17 protein-coding genes and 1 pseudogene are annotated in these 24,932 nt (G+C 54.2%); 14 read left to right on the top strand and 4 right to left on the bottom strand.

Going from position 1 to position 24,932, the window contains the following annotated elements:
* Positions 1-18: 18 nt before the first annotated feature.
* Positions 19-3,057: a SusC/RagA family TonB-linked outer membrane protein gene (locus ACYVC2_RS09500; protein WP_461102066.1), complete on the bottom strand. Its 3,039-nt coding sequence runs from the start codon at positions 3,055-3,057 to the stop codon at positions 19-21.
* Positions 3,058-3,436: 379 nt separating this feature from the next.
* On the opposite strand from ACYVC2_RS09500, the gene ACYVC2_RS09495 reads away from it, so the two are divergent.
* Both ACYVC2_RS09495 and ACYVC2_RS09490 read left to right on the top strand, forming a co-directional pair.
* Positions 3,437-4,513: an endonuclease/exonuclease/phosphatase family protein gene (locus ACYVC2_RS09495; RefSeq protein WP_461102065.1), complete on the top strand. Its 1,077-nt coding sequence runs from the start codon at positions 3,437-3,439 to the stop codon at positions 4,511-4,513.
* A 263-nt stretch (positions 4,514-4,776) separates the two neighbouring features.
* A complete protein-coding gene (locus tag ACYVC2_RS09490; RefSeq protein WP_461102064.1) occupies positions 4,777-5,568 on the top strand; it encodes a phytanoyl-CoA dioxygenase family protein in 792 nt (263 codons plus the stop codon).
* Between the two features lie 46 nt (positions 5,569-5,614).
* Here the strand turns inward: ACYVC2_RS09490 and ACYVC2_RS09485 are convergent, their stop codons facing one another.
* Positions 5,615-7,657 (bottom strand): aceric acid hydrolase, encoded by a 2,043-nt coding sequence (locus ACYVC2_RS09485; protein ID WP_461102063.1) that lies wholly within the window; start codon positions 7,655-7,657, stop codon positions 5,615-5,617.
* A gap of 403 nt (positions 7,658-8,060) precedes the next feature.
* On the opposite strand from ACYVC2_RS09485, the gene ACYVC2_RS09480 reads away from it, so the two are divergent.
* Positions 8,061-8,351 (top strand): hypothetical protein, encoded by a 291-nt coding sequence (locus ACYVC2_RS09480; protein WP_461102062.1) that lies wholly within the window; start codon positions 8,061-8,063, stop codon positions 8,349-8,351.
* A 404-nt stretch (positions 8,352-8,755) separates the two neighbouring features.
* Here the strand turns inward: ACYVC2_RS09480 and ACYVC2_RS09475 are convergent, their stop codons facing one another.
* Complete coding sequence (locus tag ACYVC2_RS09475; RefSeq protein ID WP_461102061.1) at positions 8,756-10,918, bottom strand: alpha-L-rhamnosidase-related protein; 2,163 nt, start codon at positions 10,916-10,918, stop codon at positions 8,756-8,758.
* A gap of 320 nt (positions 10,919-11,238) precedes the next feature.
* On the opposite strand from ACYVC2_RS09475, the gene ACYVC2_RS09470 reads away from it, so the two are divergent.
* From ACYVC2_RS09470 to ribB, 11 genes and pseudogenes are all read left to right on the top strand, one after another.
* Positions 11,239-12,657, top strand: coding sequence for an L-fucose/L-arabinose isomerase family protein (locus tag ACYVC2_RS09470; RefSeq protein WP_461102060.1), 1,419 nt, complete (start codon positions 11,239-11,241; stop codon positions 12,655-12,657).
* Positions 12,658-12,754: 97 nt separating this feature from the next.
* A complete protein-coding gene (locus tag ACYVC2_RS09465) occupies positions 12,755-13,570 on the top strand; it encodes a transketolase (RefSeq protein WP_461102059.1) in 816 nt (271 codons plus the stop codon).
* On the top strand, positions 13,567-14,664 hold the full coding sequence (locus ACYVC2_RS09460) for a nucleoside hydrolase (RefSeq protein WP_461102058.1): 1,098 nt from the start codon (positions 13,567-13,569) through the stop codon (positions 14,662-14,664). Before ACYVC2_RS09465 ends, ACYVC2_RS09460 begins: the two co-directional genes overlap by 4 nt.
* Positions 14,665-14,795: 131 nt before the next feature.
* Complete coding sequence (locus tag ACYVC2_RS09455) at positions 14,796-15,758, top strand: transketolase family protein (protein WP_461102057.1); 963 nt, start codon at positions 14,796-14,798, stop codon at positions 15,756-15,758.
* 28 nt (positions 15,759-15,786) lie between these two features.
* Positions 15,787-17,187: a DUF1593 domain-containing protein gene (locus ACYVC2_RS09450; protein ID WP_461102056.1), complete on the top strand. Its 1,401-nt coding sequence runs from the start codon at positions 15,787-15,789 to the stop codon at positions 17,185-17,187.
* A gap of 147 nt (positions 17,188-17,334) precedes the next feature.
* Positions 17,335-18,288 carry a substrate-binding domain-containing protein gene (locus ACYVC2_RS09445; RefSeq protein WP_461102055.1) on the top strand — a complete coding sequence of 318 codons (954 nt, stop codon included), beginning with the start codon at positions 17,335-17,337 and terminating at the stop codon, positions 18,286-18,288.
* A gap of 6 nt (positions 18,289-18,294) precedes the next feature.
* Entirely contained in the window at positions 18,295-18,915 is a 621-nt protein-coding gene (locus ACYVC2_RS09440; protein WP_461102054.1) for a DUF2291 domain-containing protein, read from the top strand.
* A 56-nt stretch (positions 18,916-18,971) separates the two neighbouring features.
* Complete coding sequence (locus ACYVC2_RS09435) at positions 18,972-20,516, top strand: sugar ABC transporter ATP-binding protein (protein ID WP_461102053.1); 1,545 nt, start codon at positions 18,972-18,974, stop codon at positions 20,514-20,516.
* Positions 20,517-20,636: 120 nt separating this feature from the next.
* The gene (locus tag ACYVC2_RS09430) at positions 20,637-21,617 is read left to right on the top strand and encodes an ABC transporter permease (RefSeq protein ID WP_461102052.1); all 981 of its coding nucleotides are present in this window, start codon (positions 20,637-20,639) and stop codon (positions 21,615-21,617) included.
* 107 nt (positions 21,618-21,724) lie between these two features.
* Positions 21,725-23,212, top strand: a complete 1,488-nt coding sequence (locus ACYVC2_RS09425) for an FGGY family carbohydrate kinase (protein WP_461102051.1) — start codon at positions 21,725-21,727, stop codon at positions 23,210-23,212.
* A gap of 65 nt (positions 23,213-23,277) precedes the next feature.
* Positions 23,278-23,898, top strand: a pseudogene (gene ribB, locus ACYVC2_RS09420) (3,4-dihydroxy-2-butanone-4-phosphate synthase); the annotation flags it as partial.
* An 8-nt stretch (positions 23,899-23,906) separates the two neighbouring features.
* Here ribB and fbp read toward each other — a convergent pair.
* Positions 23,907-24,908, bottom strand: a complete 1,002-nt coding sequence (gene fbp / locus ACYVC2_RS09415) for a class 1 fructose-bisphosphatase (RefSeq protein ID WP_461102338.1) — start codon at positions 24,906-24,908, stop codon at positions 23,907-23,909.
* Positions 24,909-24,932 lie beyond the last annotated feature (24 nt).

The raw sequence follows: 24,932 nt of genomic DNA, 5'->3' as shown, positions 1-24,932 counted from the left end.
GTAGATGGCAGCTGCCGGTTAAAAGCCAAGATTCAGACCGAACACATACAGCCGGGAAAGGGGCTGGTCGATGACGCCTTCGTTTTCGGGATCGAAATCTTTCAGGTTGCTGAACGTATAGAGGTTTTTGCCCGACACGTACAGCCGCAGGTTGTCGATTTTAATTTTACTGGTGACGGTTTTAGGAATCGTGTAGCCCAGCGTGACGTTGCGAAGTTTCACGTACGAAGCCTGCCGCTCGGTCAGCGTCGTGACGTAGGTCGAGGCTCGGTTCGCGTTCGGCCGCGGATACTCGTTGGTTGGGTTTTCAGGGGTCCAGTAGTCGATGCTGGCACCGTTGTTGTTGCCGTTCCGATTGTACTTGGCGTAGTAGTCGGAACTGATCCACTGGCCTGCCCGGGCAATAAACAGAATGTTCAGATCGAAGCCTTTGTACCGAATGTCGTTGGACAGACCACCCGTCCACTGCGGCACCCGCGACCCGATGATGGTACGATCGGTCCCGTCGATTTTTCCATCGTTGTTGATATCTGCGATTTTAATATCGCCCGGAATGGTATTGTATTTAGCCGCAGCCGATTCCTCGCCCAGTTGCCAGATACCCAGCTTTTTGTAGTCGTAATAAATCTGCGATGGCTGGCCCTGAATCAGCGAATTCCGGTAGTCGTCGGCGATAACGTTGCCGTTCGGCAGCGAAACGATCATCTCTTTGTTACGGGCAAACGTCACATTCGTCGACCAGGTAAAGCCTTTCTTATTGATGTTCTGCGTCGTAATACCGATTTCAAGTCCGCGGTTCCGGGTGACGCCGATGTTGCGGTTCACCGTCGTTACGCCCGTCAGCAGCGGTAGGGTATACGGGAAAATGAGGTCGTTGGTACGGGCGTCGTAGTAATCGATGTTGGCCGTGATGCGGTTGTTGAGCAGGCCCACGTCCAGCCCCACGTCGGCGGTGGTAGTCAGCTCCCATTTCAGATCCTGGTTGCCGATGGTCGGGCTGATCAGGTAGGCATTGGCGGCATTGGCATCGCTGTAGGCAAACGACACCGTCGTCAGCGAACTTTGCGTTGCGTAGGGATTGATCACGTCGTTTCCCGACACGCCGTAGCTGGTCCGCAGTTTCAGGTCAGTAACCACATTCTGATTTTTGAGGAACGGCTCGTCGCTGATGCGCCAGCCCAGTCCGGCCGATGGGAAGAACGCCCAGTTATGTCCCGCCCCCAGCTTCGACGATCCATCGCTCCGTCCTGTAACGGTCAGCAGGTATTTGTCTTTCCAGTTGTAGTTGATGCGCCCGGTAAACGAAATCAGCCGGTTGCTGGTGTAGCCACTGCCCCAGAACGGATTCTGGTTGGCGGCCGCCAGATTATAAAAATACTGGGCCGGAATCAACTGATTATTCCCGCCGGCAAAACTCGACGTGTTGTTGAAGGACAGGTAGCTGGTCACGCCCGTTACCGTAAACGAATGGTCCTGAATCGTGCGCTTGTAGGTAAACACGTTCTCCCAGCTCAGGTTCCGGCTCTGGTTGTTGGTGATGGACGCCTGCGATTTGCTTCCGGCTCCGTCGATGGTGTTCCGACCATAGTAACTGCCCAGCTCGGAGGTCGAGAAAATAGCCCCCAGCGTCGAGCGGACCGTAAAGCCCGTAAAGGGTGCCAGTTCGACGTAGGCCGACAGCGTACCGCGGTTCGTTTTCTGGTTCCGTTTGTAGGCGTTTGGCTGTTCGTCGGCCAGCGGGTTGATGATGCTGCCCCCCAGCGGGAATGGGATAAAATTACCGTTTTCGTCGTAGGGCGTGCCTAGTGGCGGTATGTTGGACGCCCGGTTGAACGGGTCCCGACGAATGTCGTTGTCGATATAGGCCAGCTGAGTCTGGATACCGGCGGTGATCCAGTTGTTAATCGTCTGATCGATGTTCATCCGGGCCGAATAACGCTTGTACTCATCCAGTTGCAGGATACCTTTTTCGTTATAATACCCGGCTGAGAAATAAATTTTGGTTTTATCCGTCCCGCCCGTAACGCTCAACTGATGGTCCTGCTGAAAGCCCTGTTTCAGCAACAGATCGGGCCAGCTCGGAAACTGCTGTTTCTGAATGGCATCCAGTTGTGGGGCGTTGAAAATCTTCGCATCGTCGGCTGGGCTGGTCCAGGTGCCGGCCGCCCGATAGGCTTCGCGCCGGAACGCGATGTATTCCGGACCCGTCATGAACTTACCGTAACCCGCTACCTCCGATACCCCCGCGTACGAACTAAAGCTGAGCTTCGGTTTACCGCCCGTGCCGCGCTTGGTCGTGATGATGATGACTCCGTTGGCTCCGCGCGAACCGTAAATAGCCGTCGACGACGCGTCTTTCAGCACGTCGATCGACTGAATGTCGTTGGGATTGATATCGGCGGCATTCACTCCCTGCACGCCATCGACGATGTACAGCACATTGTTCGAGCTACTGGGGTTGGCAATCGAGCGGTTGCCGCGAATCCGGATGGAGGCACTGGCCCCCGCGTACCCGCTGTTCCGGGTAATGTCGGCACCGGGAATTTTTCCCTGAAGCGCTTCGACCGGCGTGGTCACGGGAATCTTGGTCGTTTCATCGCCTTTGATCGAAACCACCGATCCGGTCAGGTCGCGTTTGCGCTGCGTACCGTAGCCCACCACGACGACCTCGTTCAGTTGTTTGTTGTCGACCTGAAGGGTTACGTTGAGTTCGGTTTGACTGGCAATGGCGACTTCCTGCGATAAATAGCCGACGAAACTGAAGACCAGGGTTGTCGCGGCATCGGGAGCGGTCAACTGATAGGCCCCGTTCGCATCGGTCGTGGTACCCCGGCCCGTATTTTTGATCACCACGCTTACGCCCGGCAATCCCTGTCCGCTTTCATCTTTAACGGTCCCTTTGATGGTTTTGTCGATTATCGGGGGGGTAGTGGGCTCGACCCGGACCGTTGCGGGTGCCGACTGACGACTGGCCAGCCCATGCGGATAAGCCAAGATTGGCAAACCCAGCTGAGTTAGCCCAAGAAAGCCCAGAAACCAGGCGTGGATACACTTCATACCGATATAGTTGAGAGTTTACGTAAGGTGCAGTTGTTCATAACGAGCTGGCTACCAAAACGATAGTTAGCCAGAAGCGGTATCTTCATGGTTTTAGTCTAAGGAAGCTTCGCATTCTTCTATTTCGAAGAAAGATGACAAACTTAGCCGTTTTGCAGGGCGTCAAATTCCACCATTTTTCCTAAAAATTATACAATCTTATCCTGCTGAACCCTGTGAAAACGTAGGGCCTGTCCGGAACAATGAGCCATGGCTTTCAACAGTCAGGCAATTTTCTGACTATCAAGAACTTATTAATGATTCATGGCTCCGCGTAGTAGGTTGACAAACTTCATCCTGCTTTTATGGTTAGCTAATTACTGCCATTCCCATCCGATCTATGTCAACCCTTGACCTGGTTCTGCTTACCTATTCGCTTGTCATTACGCTTGCTTCCTTCCTGAATCTCATCCGGCTCGACTACTGGTGGATTCGCATCTGGGATTTTCCGCATCTGCAACTGACGGCGCTGGCCGGTCTGGGGCTGCTGGGCTGGCTCGTATTGGGGCATCATATGGACGGGTGGCTACTCATCGTGCCCGTCGGACTGCTGGCCACGCTGGTGTATCAGTCGTGGTTGATTTATCCGTTCACGCCCTTTCATAAAAAGCAGGTTCTTTCTTTGTCGCAGACCTGGAATAGTTCATCCGAAAGCGATAACAGCATCCGGCTGCTGACGGCCAATGTATACATGGAAAACACCCGGATGCCCGAAGTGAAAGCACTGGCGAAAAAGCACCAGCCGGACGTTATTTTAGTGCTGGAAGCGAATCAGAAATGGCAGGATGCCCTGACCGATCTGGAAGAGTTTTATCCCTATCGCCGGTTGTACCCGCTGGAAAATACGTACGGGATGTTGTTCTATTCCCGCTTTCCGATCCGTTACGATGAGCTGCGTTTTTTGATCCAGGACGATATTCCTTCCCTCTACGCGCAGCTTGAATTGCCGTCGGGCCAGCTCATTCATTTTTATGGGGTTCATCCGATGCCGCCCAGCCCGACGGAACACTACCGATCGACGGAACGGGATGCCGAATTGATTCTGGTGGGGAAAGAAGCCCGAAAAAAGACAGACCCCGTCATCGTTGCGGGCGATCTGAACGACGTGGCCTGGTCGCACACGACCCGTTTGTTCCAGCGCATCAGCGGCCTGCTCGACCCGCGCATTGGCCGGGGGCTTTACAACACCTTTCATGCCCGGTATTTCTTCCTGCGCTGGCCCCTGGATCACATTTTCGTTTCCCCTCATTTCCAGTTGCAGACCATTCAGCGTTTACCCAATTGCGGCTCGGATCATTTCCCGATGCTGGTCGATCTGATTTACACCGGCGATCAGGCAGCGAAGTCTGTAGATATTCCTCAGCCGGAGGGCGACGATCTGGAAGAGGCCAACGAAAAAATAGAAGAAGCGGAATGACCCCGAATTCCAAATGGGGGTAGCACCGAACGGGCCGGGCGGGTGAAACGTAACGGCTATGTACCCGACCGGCACGATCGGTACTAGACAAAACTTCTTATCTTTACCGTATGAGGATGGCACCCATGTTATAATTATTTCTTCGCTGTGGCTTCGTCGCCCACACTCGCCCCACCTGCTTTGGGACGAAGGATTTTTATACCATTTTCAATACTCTTTAGTCACCAATCTCATGTAAACCAGCGAATGGCGGTTTTTATGAGATGCTTATCCTCAGAAAAATGCTTGATTCGACGCAGATACAAACCTTTATTCGGGACGGCTTCGTCCGTGTAGACAATGCCTTTTCCAAAGCCACGGCCGACGCGGTAGTCGATCGTTTGTGGAGCGACATCCCTTTCGACCGAACCGACGCTACCACCTGGACAGAACCCGTCGTGCGGCTGGGCATGTATGCCGAAACGCCCTTTCTCAATTCGGTCAACAGCCCCAAACTGCACGACATATTCGACCAGTTGGTTGGCGTGGGCAAATGGATTCCCTGCCGTAGCGTAGGCACGTTTCCGGTTCGTTTCCCTTCCGACAAAGACCCGATGGATACCGGCTGGCACGTGGATGCCAGTTTTCCGGGTACCGATCCCAGTAATTATTTCGACTGGCGGGTAAACCTACGCTCGAAAGGCCGCGCCCTGCTCCTATTGGTGCTGTACTCGGACGTTGCGGAAGCCGATGCACCGACCATCATCCGCAAAGGTTCGCACCGGGACGTTGCCCAACTGCTGGCCGACAAAGGTGAGGCCGGGCTATCGTTTATGGAACTGGCGAACAGACTCGCCGATTTACCGCACCGGGACGAAGTGCTGGCAGTTGGCTCAGCCGGGAGTATTTACCTGTGTCATCCGTTTCTGGTGCATGCCGCACAGGCCAACCAGGGCAACCGTCCCAAATTTATGGCCCAGCCGCCCTTGCAGCTGCCTACCGAGCTGAATATCAGCGACGAGTCCATTGAATTCGCGCCTGTAGAAGTTGCCATACGCCTGGCGTTGCGGCTTTGACGATAAAGGGTGTAGTGCCAACCGTGGACGGTTGGCACTACACCCTTTATCGAATGAACGGAATCCAGACTTCCATTTCCGAATGCCCACGGTTGGCCCAGGCATAGTACGGAATCAGGCGAACGCGGGTGGGGGCCGGTGCTTTATCCGATACTTCCCGGTAGAGTTGGTTGGTCCAGCTATTCTCGTTCAGGAGTTTGGCGTCGCCCTCCAGTGCCATCAGGTCGCTGTTGTCGATCCGGACGGGGGTGGGTCTGAAAGCCATTTTCGAAGAGAGCGCAATGTTCGTCAGTTTCGTCTTTGGATTGTCCGTCGATTCCAGACAGTATACGATCGGCCCTCGCTTGACGGCGACCTGATTGCGGCTCTCCTCGACCAGCGGGTTCGCTTCGATCAGTTTCACCAGCATCGGTAAGTTGATGTTTACTTTATCGCCCGCTTTCCAGCTGCGGTTGATTTCAGCGTATTCGCCCGCTTGTATAGTTGCCGAAATAGGTTTCCCGTTCACGCTGATGGTTGCGCCCTGACACCAGCCGGGGATGCGCACAAAGACTGAAAACGGCTTCGTCGGTACCTGCTCCAGTTGCAAACCGATCGCCCCTTCCCAGGGGTAATTCGTGGTCTGCGTCAGCCGGATCGGTGAACCATCCTTGAGGGTTGTATTCAGTTGGTTACTACCGAACAGGTTCAACCACAAGCCTTTGTCGGACAGGCTATACGCGTAACTACTGACTTCGGCCATCGTCCGTACGGTATTCGGCGGACAGCAATTCGACAGGCGGATGTAAGGCTGACGACCGCCCATCCAGCGCATCTGATACGGATAATCGTCCGACGCGCTCAACGGGTTAGTGTAGAAAAACTTCGTGCCGCCCAGGCTGATGCCCGACAGAATCGCGTTGTACAACTCCAGTTCCATGACGTCGGCGTATTTGGCCTGGCCCGTAATCTGTAGCATGCGGTAGTTCCAGAGCAGGTTGCCGATGTTGGCGCAGGTTTCGTTATGCGCCGAGTGGTTGGGCAACTGATACGCTTTGCCGTAGGCCTGATGGATTTTCTGTACCGTATCGGGCTTGTACGATGTGCCTTCGGGCGAAACGCCGTCGTAAAGCGCTCCGCAGCCACCCGTCACATACATTTTGGTTCTGGTCACATCATCCCACATCCGGTCCAGGGTCGACAGCAGCGTACTGTCGCCGGTTTCGGCAAATACATCGGCTGCCCCCGCAAACAGGTAATTTGCCCGAACGGCGTGGCCAATCACTTTCGTCATCTGCCGGAACGGCACGCGGTCCGAATTGTCGTCGGTACCTTCCGATAGCCCGCGAATGTCGATCAGCTTTTGCGCTAACGCCAGGTATTTCGGGTCGCGGGTGGTGCGGTACATCTCCGTGATGCCCATGTAGTGCGACGGGCAAATGGCGTTACGGGCCTGTTCGGGGCTGGCGCTGTTGTAAAATCCGATCAGAAAATCGGTCGCTTTTCTGGCTATATTCAGCAGCGAGGTTTTGCCCGTGACCCGGTAATGCACGCAGGCCGCCGTCATTAGGTGACCGAAATTATAAGCCTCGAAACTGAGCTTATCACGGAAGGCCGCCCCATCGAACATCTTTGTTTCGCCGGTTTTTTTCTGCTGAATGATGGCTTTGGTATACACGTAGCCGTCGGGTGCCTGCGCTTTGCCAATGACGGCAATGGCCTTGTCCATCTGCTCGTCCAGCTTTTTGTCTTTCGTCAGGGCGTATACCCCCGCCACCGACTCCAGGGTTTTGTAAAAATCGCCATCGTGGAACGATGGTCCTTTGAAGTTGCCTGATTCCAGCCCGGCGGCTATCTCGAAGTTACGGAACGCATGGCTGAGGTTGGCATCGGTGTAGGTATTCCACAGGTGTGGCACCATCGAATCGCGGCATACCCGAAACCGATCCGCCCAGAAACCCGTCGTCCAGTTGACGGCGTTCAGATCGGTACTTTCCAGTCGGGCAAATTTACTTTTCGACGTGTTGACCAGCGCGTTGGTCTGCGCGTTGACGGATGGTATCGAAATGACGGACAAGGCTAGCAGGCAACCGTATTGGAGTAATTTCATGTGGCTGAGGCTAAATAGCACGGAGTCAATAAGCAATGGAACGACTTTACTTTTCAATCACGGAGCGGTCTGCCGTTGCAGCACAAAGAATAGGGCAGTTCACTGAATTGGTTGGTAGCAACTCAAGAATTGGTACACTCTATGGCTCTGTAGCTCAAATTTTAAACGGATATTCCAGTACGTTGGTAAAGTGTGGCCCTATGACAGTTCAAAATTAATAGCAATAATCCATTACAAAATATGCTATTTTCTCCGGTCATTGTAGGATGTTAGCAGGTGAACACCAGCCGCCCGGCTGAGATGGAGGCACTGTTGCGAAACGAAATAATTAAAAAATCAATCATTTACTTTGTATTACAAAGTACTTTTATAGATTTGCAATCAAATCATAAACCAGACCATCATGACAACTGAAAACAAACGATTTACCGGCATTTTACTGACCATCACAACGCTGTTGTTCATCCCCTTGCTGGCAATGCAGTTTACCACAGAAGTGAACTGGACGCTGTCCGATTTTATCGTGGCGGGTATTCTACTTTACGGCACCGGTCTCCTCTGTGAACTCGTCCTGAGGAAAGTAACCCGGTTCGAGTACCGAATTGCTCTTTGTGCCATATTGCTGATTACACTGCTCCTTGTTTGGGCAGAACTGGCGGTTGGTATCTTCGGAACTCCACTCGCCGGAAGTTAGAATTTAAACAGCAGGAGAACGCCAGACAGATTCGATGCCAGAACAGCACATAACCGTTACTAGCCTTGAAAACCAAAGCAGGCATATTTATTGGTTGCAACGGTCTTTCAATCAGGTGCGTGTACTGGCGCAATTGCGTAATTTAGAACAGACAGTAAAGACCACTATGGACAGTAGAAGAACGGGATGTTCTCTACCTGCGCGGACTCGACAAAGGTGAAGAACGGATCGTCAAAAACTTGCTGGCAAAGCTATCGCTTAGTGTAGAGCAGATTGCTGACCTTGCAGAGGTATCCGTTGACTTTGTTAAAGCTACTCAACAAAAACTTGCCACCGGTAAGGAATAGGCAGTAACGCGGGCGGTCGGCCGCAGCCGTGGCCACGGCTGCGGCCGACCGCCCGCGTTACTGCTTGTAACTCAGCACATAGCTTCTCCCCTTTTCGACCGTCAGTTCGTAGGCCCCGTTGCCTATAGCCCTAACCTCACCCTGCTTACAGACGGGTTTGGCTTTGCTTTTAAAGCGGAGGCTTCCGGTTCCGGCGGCTCCGGTTACTTTGATCTCTCTGGCGCTGCAGTATACGCTGACGTCACCGTCGGGGGTGGGCACTTTCCCGTCGATCCATTGCAGACCACCCAACTGCGGTTCGATTAGGTAGGTGGCGTAGGCGGGCGATGTCGGTTTGACGCCCAGGTAATATTTTCCCAGCAGATAAATCGGGCTGGCGCCCCAGGCGTGGCAGAGGCTTTTTCCAAACGGTCGGCCGTACATGGCGTAGTGTTCCGCGCCTTTTTTGGCCGGATTGTATTCTTCCCAGAAGGAGGTAGCGCCCAGGGTCAGCATACCGCCCCAGTAGTCTTTAATTTCTTTCGTTACATAGGCCTGTTCACCCAGCGCGCACAAGGCTTCGAGTTCGTAGAAGCGCATGTATGGCGTTGTAATTTTGGGGACGTCCGGATTCAGCAGCACATACTGCTTGACGGCCTGTTTCTTCGCATCGTCCAGGTAATTGAAGAAGATTGCGAACATGTTGGCGTAGCGCGTGACGTTGTCGGTCGGGACGCCATCCACGCGGCTGTGCACCAGTGCGTGTTTACTGTCGCTCCAATATGAACGGAACAGCTTATCTTTGACGTCGGCGGCCAGCTGGTTGTATTTTTCCACATTCTGCGTATCGTTGACAATGCCCGCGCAGAGCGCCATCGTCTCCAGACTCCGCGCAAACAGTAACTGCTCAAAACTCACTTCGCCTTTCTTGCTCAGCCCTTCGGCCCAGTCGATGAACACCCAGTCACCGGCGAGCCCTTCCAACAGGCCATTTTTATTCCGGCGGCCCAGGCAATAGTTCAACAGGCTTTGCATGCGCGGATAAACTTGTTGAATAAACGCCTTATCGCCCGTGTACTGGTAGTAATCGTAAATTCCGATGAACCAGTAAAAGGTGTAGTCCATGATGGTATTGATGTGGCTCGTCACCGGGTCTTTTCCGCGGAGAGCCAGCAGCGTGCGCGTTACCGAAGGCGAGTCGAACAGCAGGTAGTAATTCATCAGATAACTCTGGGCTGCATCGCCCGACCAGATCCAGCGGTCGCGTTTGATGCCGTCAATGAAAAACTCGCGCGTGTTCAGGTGCAGCGTGTAGGTCGCTACGTCGTAAATTTTGTTGATCTGCTCGTCGTTGCAGCGGAAACTACCCCGGTCGGCCACGGGGAGGTACTCATACAGCATCGACACCGAATCGATGGCAACGCTGCCGTCGAACTGCACATTCACGTACCGGAACGCTTTGGTCAACTCCATGGTGGAATCCCGTTTCTGTCGCTGATCGATTTGCAGAAAATCGGTAGTTTCGCCGGTGTCCGTTGCCAGCGCTTCTTCCCGCGATTCGCCGTAATAAATATTGACCGCCCCTTTACCCGACAAACCGTGCAGTTTCACGAATCCAAAGGTTTCCTGGCCAAAATCCAGTAGCATCGACTGCGTTTGCTTCTCGGTCTTCAGGGCCGATAATGGCCTGGTAGCCAGCTTAAACTTCGATGGCGGCAATTGAGGGTCATTGAAATTCCAGGTGCCCGCTTTCAGCCAGGTTGTCCCCGACTGATCGGATGCCTTCCCGGTTTCGTCGATCCACTCTTTATCCTCGAACGTCACGAGCCATGAGCCATCCGAAACCACGTTTTTTCCCCGCACATAAATCGCCGGTACCCGATCCTGACAAAACACTTTCAGGCTTAGTTTGTGCTTGCCGGCGGGCACTGTGATTCGTTTCGGATAGCCCGGAAAAGCCTTACCGTCGACCTTGACGTTGTATTTTCCTTCCACAAACAGATCGACTTCTTCCACCTGCGACAGGTCGAAATCCTTATGAAAATCGATGAGGTTGTAGTGACTGTCGAGCTTCCAGAACGGCGGTAGAAAGGTAGTCCGCTCGGTCCGCCGGTTCTGCATGGAATTGCCCAGCCAGATCTCAAAATCACCCGGATACCAGATCCAGGTTGCCTGACGTTGCGCAAAGCCAGTCGAAACGAATGCTAAAAGTAGAAAAGTGGCCAGGCGTAACTTTCTCATACAGAATACAAATGGATACGATCAAAAAACAAAAATAAGAACCCTTTAGAAAGTAAAAGAAAATTTATAGACTTTCTCTAAACTAATTATTGAATATATCCAAAAAATGAGCTGTTCAACCAACTTTTATAGGATATTACCCATGGCATTGTACTATATTAACCCACACAATAAACGTTATTCGTGCTCATATGGCTTATTATATCCATTGATTTACTTTCGATTGTTTTCTTTTATTTTCTATTTATCATTTTTATCTTTGTTCGATCGGTCTAGCTGGTACAAGCCTACGCGTTGGCCGAATTGACATCTACTAGCCCATGAATGTAAAGACAAGTGCCCCGATTACGTTAGGGGTGATTATTGGTAACCGGGATTTTTTCCCCGATAAATTAGTGGGCGAATGCCGGGCCGATCTGCTGCTCGCCTTTCAGAAAGCCGGGGTCAATCCGATCATGCTGCCCGAATCGGCCACCAAGCTCGGTGGCGTCGAAACTTTTCAGGAAGCTCAGAAATGCGCCGAACTATTCCGTAAACACGCCGACGAGATCATGGGCGTTCTGGTTGTGCTGCCCAACTTCGGCGACGAAAAAGGGGTGGCCGAAACCCTAAAACTCGCCCGGCTGGACGTTCCGGTGCTGATTCAGGCCTATCCCGATGATCTGAACCGGCTCGACGTAGCTCGTCGTCGGGATGCCTGGTGCGGTAAGATTTCGGTCTGCAATAACCTGTATCAGTTCGGGATCAAGTACTCCCTGACGACAAAGCACGTCGTGCATCCGTCCGACCCGAGCTTCGAAGCGGATCTGAAGAATTTTCTGGCCGTTTGCCGGGTCGTCAAAGGGTTGCGCAACGTGCGGATCGGGGCGGTTGGTGCGCGTCCGGGCGCGTTCAATACGGTTCGGTATAGCGAAAAAATCCTCCAGCGAAATGGCATATCGGTCGTCACCATCGACCTGTCGCATATTCTGGGGTTTGCCAATAAACTTACCGCAGCCGATCAGTCCGTAAAAGACCGGCTCGACGCCATCAAAGCCTACACGCCGACGGGCCGCACCCCCGATGATAAGCTGGTTCAGATTGCCAAGCTTGATGTGGTGCTGAACGATTTCATGCAGGAACACGCGCTCGATGCCACGGCCATTCAGTGCTGGACCTCGCTTCAGCAAAACTACGGCTGTAACGTGTGTACCAGCATGAGCATCATGAGCGAAAACATGCTTCCCAGCGCCTGCGAAGTCGACGTGACAGGTACACTCAGCATGTACGCCATGCAACTGGCGTCGGGGTCACCCAGCGCGCTCGTCGACTGGAACAACAACTACGCCGACGATGAAAACAAGTGCGTACTGTTCCACTGCGGTAACTGGGCCAAGTCGTTCCTGCCCGATATCGAAATCAGCACGGCCCCGATTCTGGGGACCACCGTCGGTGAAGAAAATACCTACGGTGCGCTGGCCGGACGCACGCCCGCGTCGCCCCTCACCTTCGGGCGCATCAGCACCGACGATCCGAAAGGGATTATGAAAGCGTACATCGGCGAGGGCCGACTGACCGACGACGCGCTGAACACGTTCGGCAATCGGGCCGTGGCGCAGATCGATAACCTGCAGGGACTGATGCAGTATGTGTGCCGGAACGGCTTCGAGCACCACGTGGTGATGAATGCCTCCAAAACCGCGGGTATCCTGAAAGAAGCCATGGAAAATTATATGGGCTGGGAGGTCTATTCGCATTAATTTTTTTCGACAGGATGCACAGGTTTTTTTATGGCTGTAATCCGAAGCGTCGGCCCGGCTGTCAATTCTGTCGAAAAACTCGTCAAAACCGAACATCATGACGTCACAGGAGCTAGCCCGCAAGTCGGCTACGTATCGAAAAAATATCCTTAAGTACATCGTCGGTGCCAATGCGGGACATACAGGCGGCAGTTTATCCTGCATCGACATTCTGAATGTGTTGTACAACAACGTACTGAATGTCAGCCCGGAAACGGCCAAATCGCCGGACCGCGACCGGTATATCCAGAGTAAGGGACACACCGTTGAAGCACTGTACGTAGTACTGGCTGACAAAGGTTTCTTTCCGGAATCGGACCTAGAAACCCTGTGCCGGTACAAGTCGCACTACATTGGTCACCCAACCAAAAAAGTGGCAGGCGTCGAACAGAACACCGGTTCGCTGGGGCACGGGCTTTCGCTGAGCGTCGGTACGGCCATTTCCGCTAAGCTGGATGAAAAACCCTTCCGGGTATTCACGCTCCTGGGCGATGGCGAGCTACCCGAAGGCTCGAACTGGGAAGCGGCACTGCTGGCGGCTCAGTATAAGCTCGATAACCTCTGCGCCATCGTCGATAAAAACGGCCTGCAAATTACCGCGCCAACCGCCGAGGTATGCAGCACCGACCCGCTCGACCAGAAATTCGAAGCGTTCGGCTGGGCTGTCCGGCATGTCGACGGCCACGATTTCGATGCGCTGACCGAAGCGTTCGACGCCCTGCCCTTCGAGCCCGGCAAACCAAGCCTGATCATTGCGCATACCGTAAAAGGCAAAGGCGTCAGTTTCATGGAGAACCAGCTCAAATGGCACCACGGCGTTCCGAATCCGGACCAATACCAACAGGCACTGGAGGAATTAACGAGTCAACTATGAACGGTCGTGTAACGCGGGTTTCCACCCGCACTGTTTCGCTAACAATCGCGGGTTTCCACCTGCGTTACTCCGGGGCTTTGAAAAAGGGATATTGGCTAAGTTTGCTCCTCAGCCTAACGGTTTCTTTTCATGCGCTTGCCCAGTCGAAAGGCCTGCCGGGTGTGGAGCCTCGCATGCGCATCATCGTCGACAACGATTTCAGCGGTGACCCCGACGGTCTGTTTCAACTGGCCCACCTGCTGATGTCTCCGTCGGTGGAGGTACGGGCCATCATCGGTTCTCACCTGCGGGTGGGCGACGGTTTCGACCGATCTACAACTCAGGCCGACAACGCGGCTAAAAAAGCGAAGGAAGTGCTCCAGGTGATGGCCGTGACCAAAGCTATCCCTGTCTTTGCGGGGTCGAACACAGCCATGGCGAACGACAGCACGCCCGTCAAAAACGAGGCCGTTACCTTCATTATCCAGGAAGCCTTACGGACCGATACCAAACTGCCTCTTTATGTAGTTTGCGGAGCCGGCCTTACCGAAATTGCGTCGGCTGCGCTGACCAATCCGCAGATTGCCGATAAGCTGACATTAATCTGGATCGGGGGTGCCGAATACAGTGAACTGGCCCTTCCTCCGCCGGGCTATACGGAAGTCGAATACAACCTGAATATCGATCAGGCAGCGGCCCGGGCGGTTTTTAACCGGTCTGCGCTGCCGTTGTGGCAAGTGCCGCGGGATGTGTACCGGCAATGCCTGCTGTCGTATGCTCAGTTGCTGACCAAAGTGAAGCCACGCGGAAAAGTGGGTGCTTACCTGAGCGGGACGCTGGAAACCCTGATGGCCCGCATCCAGCGCTTCCTAAACATCGGCGAAACGTACGTGCTGGGCGACAGCCCGCTGGTACTGCTCACGGCGCTGCAATCGTCCTTCGAAGCAGACCCCTCATCGAGTCGCTACGTCGTTCGACAGGCTCCCCGCATCAATCAGGCCGGAACGTATGCCCATAACCACAAAGGAAGACCGATTCGGGTGTATACGCAGTTGGATACCAGCCTGATGTTCGCCGATTTCTTTGCTAAACTGGAATTGATGAGTGGCCAGTAATTAGTCATTAGCTGCGCGTTAATGATTGTCATTGATAGTCATTTGTAGTCATTGGTCGCTGCCGATAAATGACCATCGATGACAGCACCGGCGGACTGGCGAGGCAAATGACCATTTATTAAGATACAACCATGGGAGAAGTAAGTACAGTAGTCGATAAAAAAGAATTGGCCAACCTGGATGTGTTTTCCAGCACGCTACAGGAACTGGCCAGCACCGACAGACAGATTCTGGTCGTCACCAGCGATTCGCGAGGGTCGGGAAAACTGGTGCCGTTTGGGCAGAAATATCCGGCGCAGCACATCGAGATTGGGATTGCCGAGCAGAATCTGGTGGGGGTAGCCGCGGGTCTGGCTTCGACGGGCAAGAAAGTTTTTGCCGTTTCGCCCGCCTGCTTCCTGACGGCGCGGTCGTTCGAGCAGATCAAAACCGACGTGGCCTATTCCGACAATCCGGTTAAGCTTATCGGCATCAGCGCGGGTGTCAGCTACGGGGCGCTTGGCTCGACGCACCACAGCCTGCACGATTTTGCGGCACTCCGAGCGGTGCACAACCTGATTATCGTAGCGCCCGCCGACAATTTCGAGACCGAGCAGGCTATTCGTCTGGCCGCCGAAACCGAACACCCGATTTACCTGCGGTTCGGCAAAAAGCCCATGCCGCTGCTGTCCGAAGAAAACCAGGATTTTGCCTTCGGGAAAGGCCGCATCATCTGCGAAGGCGACGACCTGGTGCTGATCGGTACCGGCGAAACGGTTTACCCGGCGCTACAGGCCGCCCGCCAGTTGGAAGCAGTACACGGCCTGCGCGCAACGGTGATCAGCATGCACACGATCAAGCCACTGGATTACGAGTTGCTGGCAACGGTCGCGGCCAAAGGTTGCCCCATTCTGACCGTAGAAGAGCACAGCGTGTTCGGCGGTCTGGGCGAAGCCTGTGCATCGTTCCTGATGACCAACGGCTTCCATAACCGATTCAGGATCATGGGAATTCCGGATGAATACACCGTTACGGGTTCGCAGGTTGAGATTTTGGCACATTACGGTTTGTCAGAAAACGGCATCGTTGCCGAAGCATTGACGTTAATGGATTAAACACATCGGACCACTACCCTAAACCACCATGAAATCCATCTTACTCGTTTTGCTGTCGCTCTTAGCGATACGAAGCCCAGCCCAGCAACCACCGCCAAAACTGCGGGTGCTGGTGCTCACCGACATTGAAAATGAACCCGACGATGCGCAGTCGATGGTGCGCTTTCTGACGTATGCAAATCAGTGGGACGTAGAAGGCCTGATCGCGACGACCTCGGTTCACCAGAAAGAGCGGGTGGCTCCGGAGCGCATCAAACAGATCGTGACGGCCTATGGAAAGGTTCGGTCGAATTTACTGCTGCACGAAAAAGGTTATCCCGAAACCGAATACCTGACCAGCATCATCAAGTCGGGTTATCCAAACTTCGGGATGAGTGCCGTTGGGCCGGGCAGAGATTCGGAGGGTTCGGAATGGATTATTTCGGTTGTCGACAAAAAAGATGACCGCCCCGTCTGGATTCCGGTCTGGGGTGGAGCCAACTGCCTGGCGCAGGCCCTCTGGAAAGTTCGTCAGACGCGCACACCCGAAGACCTGGATAAGTTTGTGGCCAAACTTCGGGTCTACACTATTTCGGATCAGGACGATACCGGGCCATGGCTGCGGAAGACGTTCCCGAATCTGTTTTACATTGCCAGTCCGGGCTTTCATGCGGGGGGAGCCTATCACCATGCCACCTGGAGCGGCATCAGTGGCGATAAGTTTCACGGACGATTTCAGGGCGCCGATTTCAGTCTGGTCGATAATCCGTGGCTGGACGAGCACATCCGGAAAAATCACGGTCCGCTGGGTGCGGAACATCCATTCACCAAATTTCTCATGGAAGGCGACACGCCGACGTTTCTGTTTCTGATCAACAACGGCCTGAGCGATCCAGAGCACCCGAATTACGGGAGTTGGGGCGGTCGCTACGAATTCTACACGCCCCGCATGCGCAAGTGGTTTTACGAGCCCGAAACGCGCCCCTTTTGGTCGGATGCCGAAGATGAGGTGATGGGCGTCGACAGCGGCTGGTACACCAGCAACAAAGCGACGATCTGGCGGTGGCGGAAAGCGTATCAGCATGATTTTGCCGCCCGGATCGACTGGACGGTCAAGCCGTATAAAGATGCAAACCATCCGCCTGTTGCCCGACTCGGTCACCCGAATCAGATCCGCGCAAAAAGCGGAGAAAAAGTGACGCTGAGCGCCGACGGGTCCAGCGACCCGGATGGCCATACGCTGACCTACGACTGGATTTATTACCGCGAACCCGGTACGTTCGACAGCAGCCGGGCGCTGGAAATACAGGATAAACAGAAAAAACAGGCTTTTGTCGTGGCACCGGCCGTAACGAAGCCCGAAACCTTTCATGTCATCCTGGCCGTGACCGATACGGGAACCCCAGCCCTGACCCGGTATCAGCGGGTGATTGTAACGGTAATGCCCTGATCAATGAATAATGGATAATGTAAAATGAATGCATAATGCAGCAACCCTGGAAATCAGCCGCTTACTCATTATCCATTATCCATTATCCATTATCCATTATCCATTATCCATTATCCATTATCCATTATCCATTATTCATTCCCTCCTATGAAACATTACTATCACTGGGTACTGGCTCTGCTGATACTGGCAGGGAGTTGTACGAAGAAAACCGATACAGGCCAGCCGAAGAAAGTGGCCGTGATTGTCTCTACACTCAACAATCCCTGGTTCGTGGTACTGGCCGAAACGGCAGCGGCTGAAGCCAAAGCGCTGGGGTACGAAACCAAGATTTTCGATTCACAGAACAACACAGCGCTGGAAAGCGACCATTTCGAGAACGCAATAGTGTCGGGATTCAACGCCATTCTGCTCAACCCAACGGACTCCGACGGATCGATCGTGAACGCCATGAAAGCCAAAGACGCGGGCATTCCGGTATTCTGTATGGACCGCGAAGTCAACTCGTCCCAGGCCGCTACCTGTCAGATCCTGTCCGACAACTACTCGGGCTGTGTAGCCATCGGGAAATATTTCGTACAGACCCTGCGGACCAAAGCCAGTGCCGCCCCGATCAAATACGTCGAGATTCTGGGACTAGTCGGCGACAACAACACCTGGAACCGTTCCAAAGGCTTTCACAGTGTCGTTGATCAGTATCCGAATTTTAAAATGGTCGCGCAGCAAAGCGCCGACTTCGACCGCAACAAAGCAATGGAAGTGCTTGAATCCATCCTGCAGGCGCAACCCGATATCGACGCAGTTTTCTGCGGCAACGACGCCATGGCGATGGGCGCATACCAGGCGCTGGTCGCAGCCGGCAAAGCCAAAGACGTTGGGGTGTTCGGCTTCGATGGGGCCGACGATGTGATGAACTCGATTCGCGATGGTAAGATCAAAGCGACGGGGTTGCAGTCACCACAGACGATGGCTAAAACCGCGGCTCAGTTTGCGGACGAGTATTTCAAAGGCAAACGCGATTTTGCCAAAAAGATACCCGTAGCGGTCGAACTAGTCGATCAGGGAAATATCAAGGATTATCCGGGCACTAAAAAATCCTGACGAGCCATGCCGAAAAACCTGAAATATGCCCTGCTGCTGGTGTTGATTGCGGTTGTCGCGTACAACTCCGTTTACTTTAAAAAACTGGATGAGGTCAACGCGTCGGCGGGGGCCAGTACCGGTACGAAATTCGACGCGGCCGCATACGCCCAGACCTTCTGGAAGACGAAACTGCTCCCCGACTCGGCCAAAGCGACCGAGCTAACAACGCTCCTCCCTTTGCTGAAGTCGGACAAAGAAAAAGCGTTCGACACCTATTCGCACGCGCTGGGCATCGGCAACATCCGCTATTTTCTGGTGAAAGGCGAAGGCAGGATTACGGCGGTCGGCGACAACGACATTACGGTGCTTCTCCCCTCCGGCGACGTTGTGAAACTGGCGACCGAATACATTTTCGGCAATGCCGCCCGTGATGCTTCGGGGCTCATCAGAATCACGGAATTCGACAACACGATGGATCTCAACAACGTCTCAGCCGAACTCAACACGATCATCCGCCAGAAAGTGGCGCCGATCCTGAAAGCCACCGCCAAACCCGGCGGTTCGGTCCGGTTCATCGGTGCTATCGAATTGAACCAGGCGCATCTGCATCTGGAAAATTTGGAAGTGATCCCAATAGCTGTATAGCATAGGGCATGTGGTAAACCCATACGCTTTATCCTAGACCCTACCCCCTTCGCCCCATGCCCTTACCCCCAAACCCTCTGCCCTTACCCCTCCCCCCTCTCCTCGTTGCGGAAAATATCACCAAGCGATTTGCGGGCGTGACGGCGCTGGACCAGGTCTGTCTGGAATTTATGGCGGGGCAGGTCACCGCCCTCATCGGGGAAAATGGAGCCGGGAAATCGACCCTGATGAAAATTCTGTCAGGGGTTTATTCGGACTACGAAGGTCAGATCCGCTTCAACGGAGAGCCGGTCCGGTTCCACACCATCCGCGACGCGCAGGCCTGCGGGATCGCCATCATTCACCAGGAACTGAACCTGATTCCGTACCTCAGCATCACGGAAAATATTTTCCTGGGCCGCGAACTGACCACCCGCTGGGGTACGCTCGACCGCAGGGCCATGCGCACTAAAACCCATGAGCTGCTCGACAAACTCAAACTTTCCATCGATCCCGATACGCTCGTCGCCGAACTGAAAGTCGGTCAGCAGCAGGTGGTCGAGATTGCGAAAGCATTGTTGGTGGAATCGGACGTGATCATTATGGACGAACCTACCTCGGCCATTACCGACAGCGAAGTGGCGGTTTTGTTTACGATCATCGACGACCTACGCCGGGCGGGCAAAGCCATTGTCTACATCTCGCATAAGCTGGATGAGCTGTTCACGATTGCGGATCGCTACGTGGTCCTGCGTGACGGAAAATCCATCGAATCCGGTTCGATGCAGGGCATCGATCACGACACGCTGATCCGGAAAATGGTGGGCCGCGCCATTACGAGTATCCGTCGTCAGTCGGCCGATCGGGCGTATGAGTCGCTGCTGTCGGTGGACGGGCTTTGTCTGAAGCATCCGGTACGGGTGCAGGAAAATCAGCTCAAAAACATCTCGTTTACCGTCGGACGGGGAGAAATCGTCGGTATTTTCGGATTGATGGGCGCGGGTCGGACGGAGTTGCTGGAATCTCTGTTCGGGCTTCATCCGAAGCGGTCCAGCGGTACGGTTCAGCTCGACGGTCAGCCGGTTCGCCTGAAAGCGCCGGTCGATGCCATCCGGTCGGGTCTGGCGCTGGTGCCCGAAGACCGGAAGAAAGATGGACTGGTGCTGGGGCTGGACGTACAGACAAATATCAGCCTGACGGCGCTCGAAGCCATTGAACAGGCCGGTTTGCTGAATCAGACGAAAGAAACCACGCTGGCCAGGAAATACATCGCGGACTTGCGAATCAAGACGCCTTCGGAAAAACAGGCGGCTAAAAACCTGAGCGGTGGCAACCAGCAGAAGATTGTGCTGTCGAAATGGCTGGCGACGCACCCGAAGCTACTGATGCTCGACGAACCGACGCGCGGCATCGACGTCAACGCCAAGAATGAAATTTACCGCCTGATTCTGCAACTGGCCGACGAAGGCATGGGCATTCTGGTCGTTTCGTCGGAACTCCCCGAAATTCTGGCGATATCGGACCGGATTCTGGTTCTGTGCGAAGGCACCCTAACCGCCGAAATGGCTGTGCAGGATGCCTCCGAAGATTCGATTTTAAAAGCGGCTATTCCGAAAACTTAATGGATAATGAATAATGTATAATGGTTAATCACCTCAACAAAATCCCTTGACAATCAATATGTTACATTATGCATTTTTCATTATACATTACCCATTATATATTACCCATTACCCTCTCTTATGCAATCTACACTCACGACCTACCGGCCTTTACTGACTAAGTTTCAGTCGCTGATCGCCCTGTTCATTCTTTGTCTGGGCATTAGCCTGTTATCCGATAAATTCTTGACGATAGCCAATTTCTGGAACGTGCTGCGGCAGATTTCGGTCAACGTCTGCATCTCGACGGGCATGACGCTGGTGGTGCTAACGGCGGGCATCGACCTGTCCGTGGGTTCGGTGCTGGCGCTGTCGGGGGCAATCACTGCGGGGCTCCTGCGCAACGGCATCCCAATTCCATCGGCCAATCTATACATCGGGTTCACCCTGCTCGGCGCTATACTGGCGGGAATCCTAACGGGTTCGGCGCTGGGCTGGTTCAACGGCTGGGCTATCACCCGATTCAACCTCCCGCCGTTTGTTGCCACCCTGGCCATGCTGACCATCGCGCGGGGCCTGACTATGCTCTGGACCGAAGGCTTTCCCATCACCGGCTTGGGCGACTCGTTCACCTTTCTGGGCACCGGCTGGTTTCTGGGCATTCCTTTACCCGTCTGGCTATCGAGTATCATCGTAGCCATTGCCGTGCTGGTCACGAACAAAACCCGTCTGGGTCGCTACATCTACGCCATTGGCGGCAGCGAAAGCGCAGCGCGGCTATCGGGCGTCAATATTAACCGAATCAAGCTGGCCGTGTACACCATTGCCGGGGCGCTGGCCGCCGTGGGTGGGCTGCTGGTCACTTCCCGGCTGGATTCGGCCCAGCCCAACGCCGGCACCAGCTACGAGCTGGACTCCATTGCCGCCGTCGTAATCGGTGGCACCTCGCTTTCCGGCGGACGCGGCAGTATTTTAGGAACGGTGCAGGGAGCTATCATCATCGGGGTGCTGAACAACGGGCTGGTGCTTCTGAACGTGTCGCCGTTCTGGCAACAGGTCGTCAAAGGTTTCGTCATCCTGCTGGCCGTGATCATCGACAAATCGAACGTAAAAAATGAATAATGAATAATGTACAATGAATAATAGTTAACACTACCACATTGACAGGAAGCAATTTGACCTCAACACTCATTTTTCATTAACCATTATTCATTATACATTAACCTCCAATGACTTCTTCCTACATCCTCGCCATCGATCAGGGCACCAGTAGTACCAAAACCCTTTTGTTTGACGAAGCCGGTCAGGTTGTGGCCCGCGCTTCGGAGCCGCTGACGACAAACTATTTCGGGGACGGCTACGTAGAACAGGACCCGGAAGGCATTTTCCGGAATGTGCTGGCTTCGGTCGGCAAATGCATCGGCACGTTTGCTGCGGAGGGCGGGAACCTAAAAGCCATCAGTGCGTGCGGGATTTCGAATCAGCGCGAAACGTTTGTGGTGTGGGATGAAGCCGGCGTACCCCTGCACAACGCCATCGTCTGGCAATGCAAGCGGTCGATTGCGGTGTGCGAACGACTCAAAGCGGAAGGACTCGAGGAGATCATTCAGGCAAAAACCGGCCTGTTCATCGACCCGTATTTTTCGGGTACCAAGCTCATCTGGCTGTACGAGCATGACGAAACCGTCCGGCAGGCCATCGATGCGGGCAAAGCCTATTTCGGTACAATCGACACCTGGCTGCTGTACAAACTGACCAACGGCCAGCGCTACCTTACCGACTATACCAACGCTTCCCGAACCCTGTTTTTTAACCTCCAAACCCTTAGCTGGGATCAGGAACTGCTCGCCCGGTTTGGGTTATCGAAACTGAATCTACCCGAGCCCCAACCTTCTTCGGCTTTCTTCGGCGAGTCGAATTTCAATGGTCTGTTCGACCATATTCTGCCTATTACCAGCCTCATCGGTGATTCGCACGCGGCCGCGTTTGGCGAGGGTTGTTTCACGCCCGGAACAGCCAAAGCTACCCTGGGCACCGGCTGTTCGATTATCATGAACATTGGCCAGTCCCTGAAACCCTCGCAGCACGGTATGGTGACGACCATCTGCTGGAGCACCGAAGCACGCGTAGATTATGCGCTGGAGGGGGTTATCGTCACGTGTGGCGCCACCATCGAGTGGCTGAAAAACAGCCTGGGCTTATTCGCCGAGAGCCGCGAAACCGAAGCAATGGCGACGGCGGTCCCCGACAACGGGGGCGTGTACATCATCCCGGCATTCAGCGGACTGGGCGCTCCTCACTGGCAGATGGCCCGCAAAGCGTCGATCTCGGGGCTGACGTTCGGTTCGACCAAAAACCACATCGTTCGGGCGGCTCTGGAGTCCATTCCATACCAGATCAAGGATGTCATCGTCGCGATGGAGCAGGATACGGGCATTCCGCTCGAAGAACTGATGGTGAACGGCGGCATCAGCGCCAACCGGTTCGTCGTACAATTTCTGGCGGATCTGCTCGGGAAAGCGGTGGTCAACCGTGCCATGCCCGACGTATCGGCTTTGGGTGCCGCTTATCTGGCAGGCCTGAAAACCGGACTCTACAAAGACCTGGCGCATTTACAGGAATTAAACGCCGACAAATTGGCCGTTGAACCGAATGAAATAAATACCTCAGTAGCCGGAAGTTATGCGGGTTGGCAGGCAGCGATCGCGGCAATTTGATCAATCGAATACCAGTTTACCCACCAGAATGACCGTACTTTGCGTATTCACTGATAAGGTACGGAATGAACGAACGGTTATTGGACCCGATTGAAGCAGGTATCGACGCGATTCGCCGGGGCGAGCTGATTATTGTGGTGGACGATGAAGATCGCGAGAACGAAGGCGATATGATCGGCGCGTCGGAATGCATCACCCCGGCGCTGGTTAACTTCATGACCAAAGAAGCACGCGGACTCATCTGCGTTTCCCTGACCGAAGCACGCTGCCAGGAGTTGCAACTGCCGCTGATGGTCGAGCAAAACACCGCTACTCATCAAACCGCGTTCACCGTTTCCGTCGATTTAAAAGGGTTTGGTTGTGGTACGGGAATTTCCGCACATGACCGCGCCAAAACCATTCAGGCGCTGGCCGATCCCAGCATCCATCCCGACGATTTTGGTCGGCCGGGCCATATTTTTCCGCTTATCGCCCAGGCGGGTGGTGTACTGAGCCGCCCCGGACATACCGAAGCGGCTATGGATCTAGCGGTACTGGCGGGCTTCAAACCCTCGGGTGTGCTGGTCGAAGTGCTGAGCGAAGATGGTTCGATGGCTCGCCTGCCCGAACTGCGGCAGATCGCCGATCGATTTGGGATGAAGCTGGTCAGTATCGATGAATTAATTCGATACCGCCAACAGAACGAAGGTTAAGTTTACTTCAACAGGCCGATGAGGCTTTCGACCATCATGGGCGCACCGATGTACAGGGGCGTCCGCTGGTGCAGGCTGGTGGGCTTGATGTCGAGCACCGACCGGTGTCCCGACGTGGCCAGGCAACCGGCTTTTTCGGCGATAAACGCTAGTGGGAACGCTTCGTAGAGCAGCCGTAATTTTCCGTCCGGGTTCTTTTTGGTAGATGGGTACAAATAAATTCCTCCCTTCAGCAGGTTACGGTGAAAATCGCCCACCAGCGACCCGATGTACCGCGCTGTAAACTGTTTCTTCCGGCAACTGGTCAGGTAATTTTGTACGCCCTCTTCGTAGCTGTCGACGTTCCCGTCGTTGCAGGAATAGATCTGGCCATTGACGGGGCTGTGAATATCCGGATGCGACAGGATAAATTCGCCCAGCGACGCGTCGTACGTAAATCCGTTGGCGCTGTGGCCGGTCGTATACACGAGAATCGTCGAGGAGCCGTACAGAATATACCCCGCTGCGACCTGCCGCCGGCCACCCTGCAAAAAATCATCCAGCGTCGGTTCCGATCCAATGGGAGTTATCCGGCGGTAGATGGAAAAGATCGTACCGATGGATACGTTCACGTCGATGTTCGAGGAACCATCCAGCGGATCGATTGCCACGACGTATTTGCCGTGGTTGTTGCCCGTGAAGACAATGTCTTCGTCTTCTTCCGAAATAATCGCACACGCTTCTCCCCCATTTTTGAGCGCCCGGCAAAACCGGATATTAGCGATCATATCCAGTTTTTGCTGGCTTTCGCCCTGCACATTCTGAACGCCCATGCCGCCGGTCAGATCGATCAGCCCCGCCCGGTTCACCTCGCGGTGAATGATTTTTCCGGCCAGCGCGATGTCACGCAGCAACTGCGAGAGTTCGCCGGTGGCGTAGGGGAAAGCCGTTTGCCGGTTCATGATGTAGCGGTCGAGGGTTACACCAACGGGTAACGCCAGGGGATGCGAAGCGCTGATTTCCATTTGCTGAACGTCCATAGTACTGGA

It is taken from the genome of Spirosoma koreense, from assembly GCF_054777875.1.
This window is presented reverse-complemented; position numbering and strand designations above follow the sequence as displayed.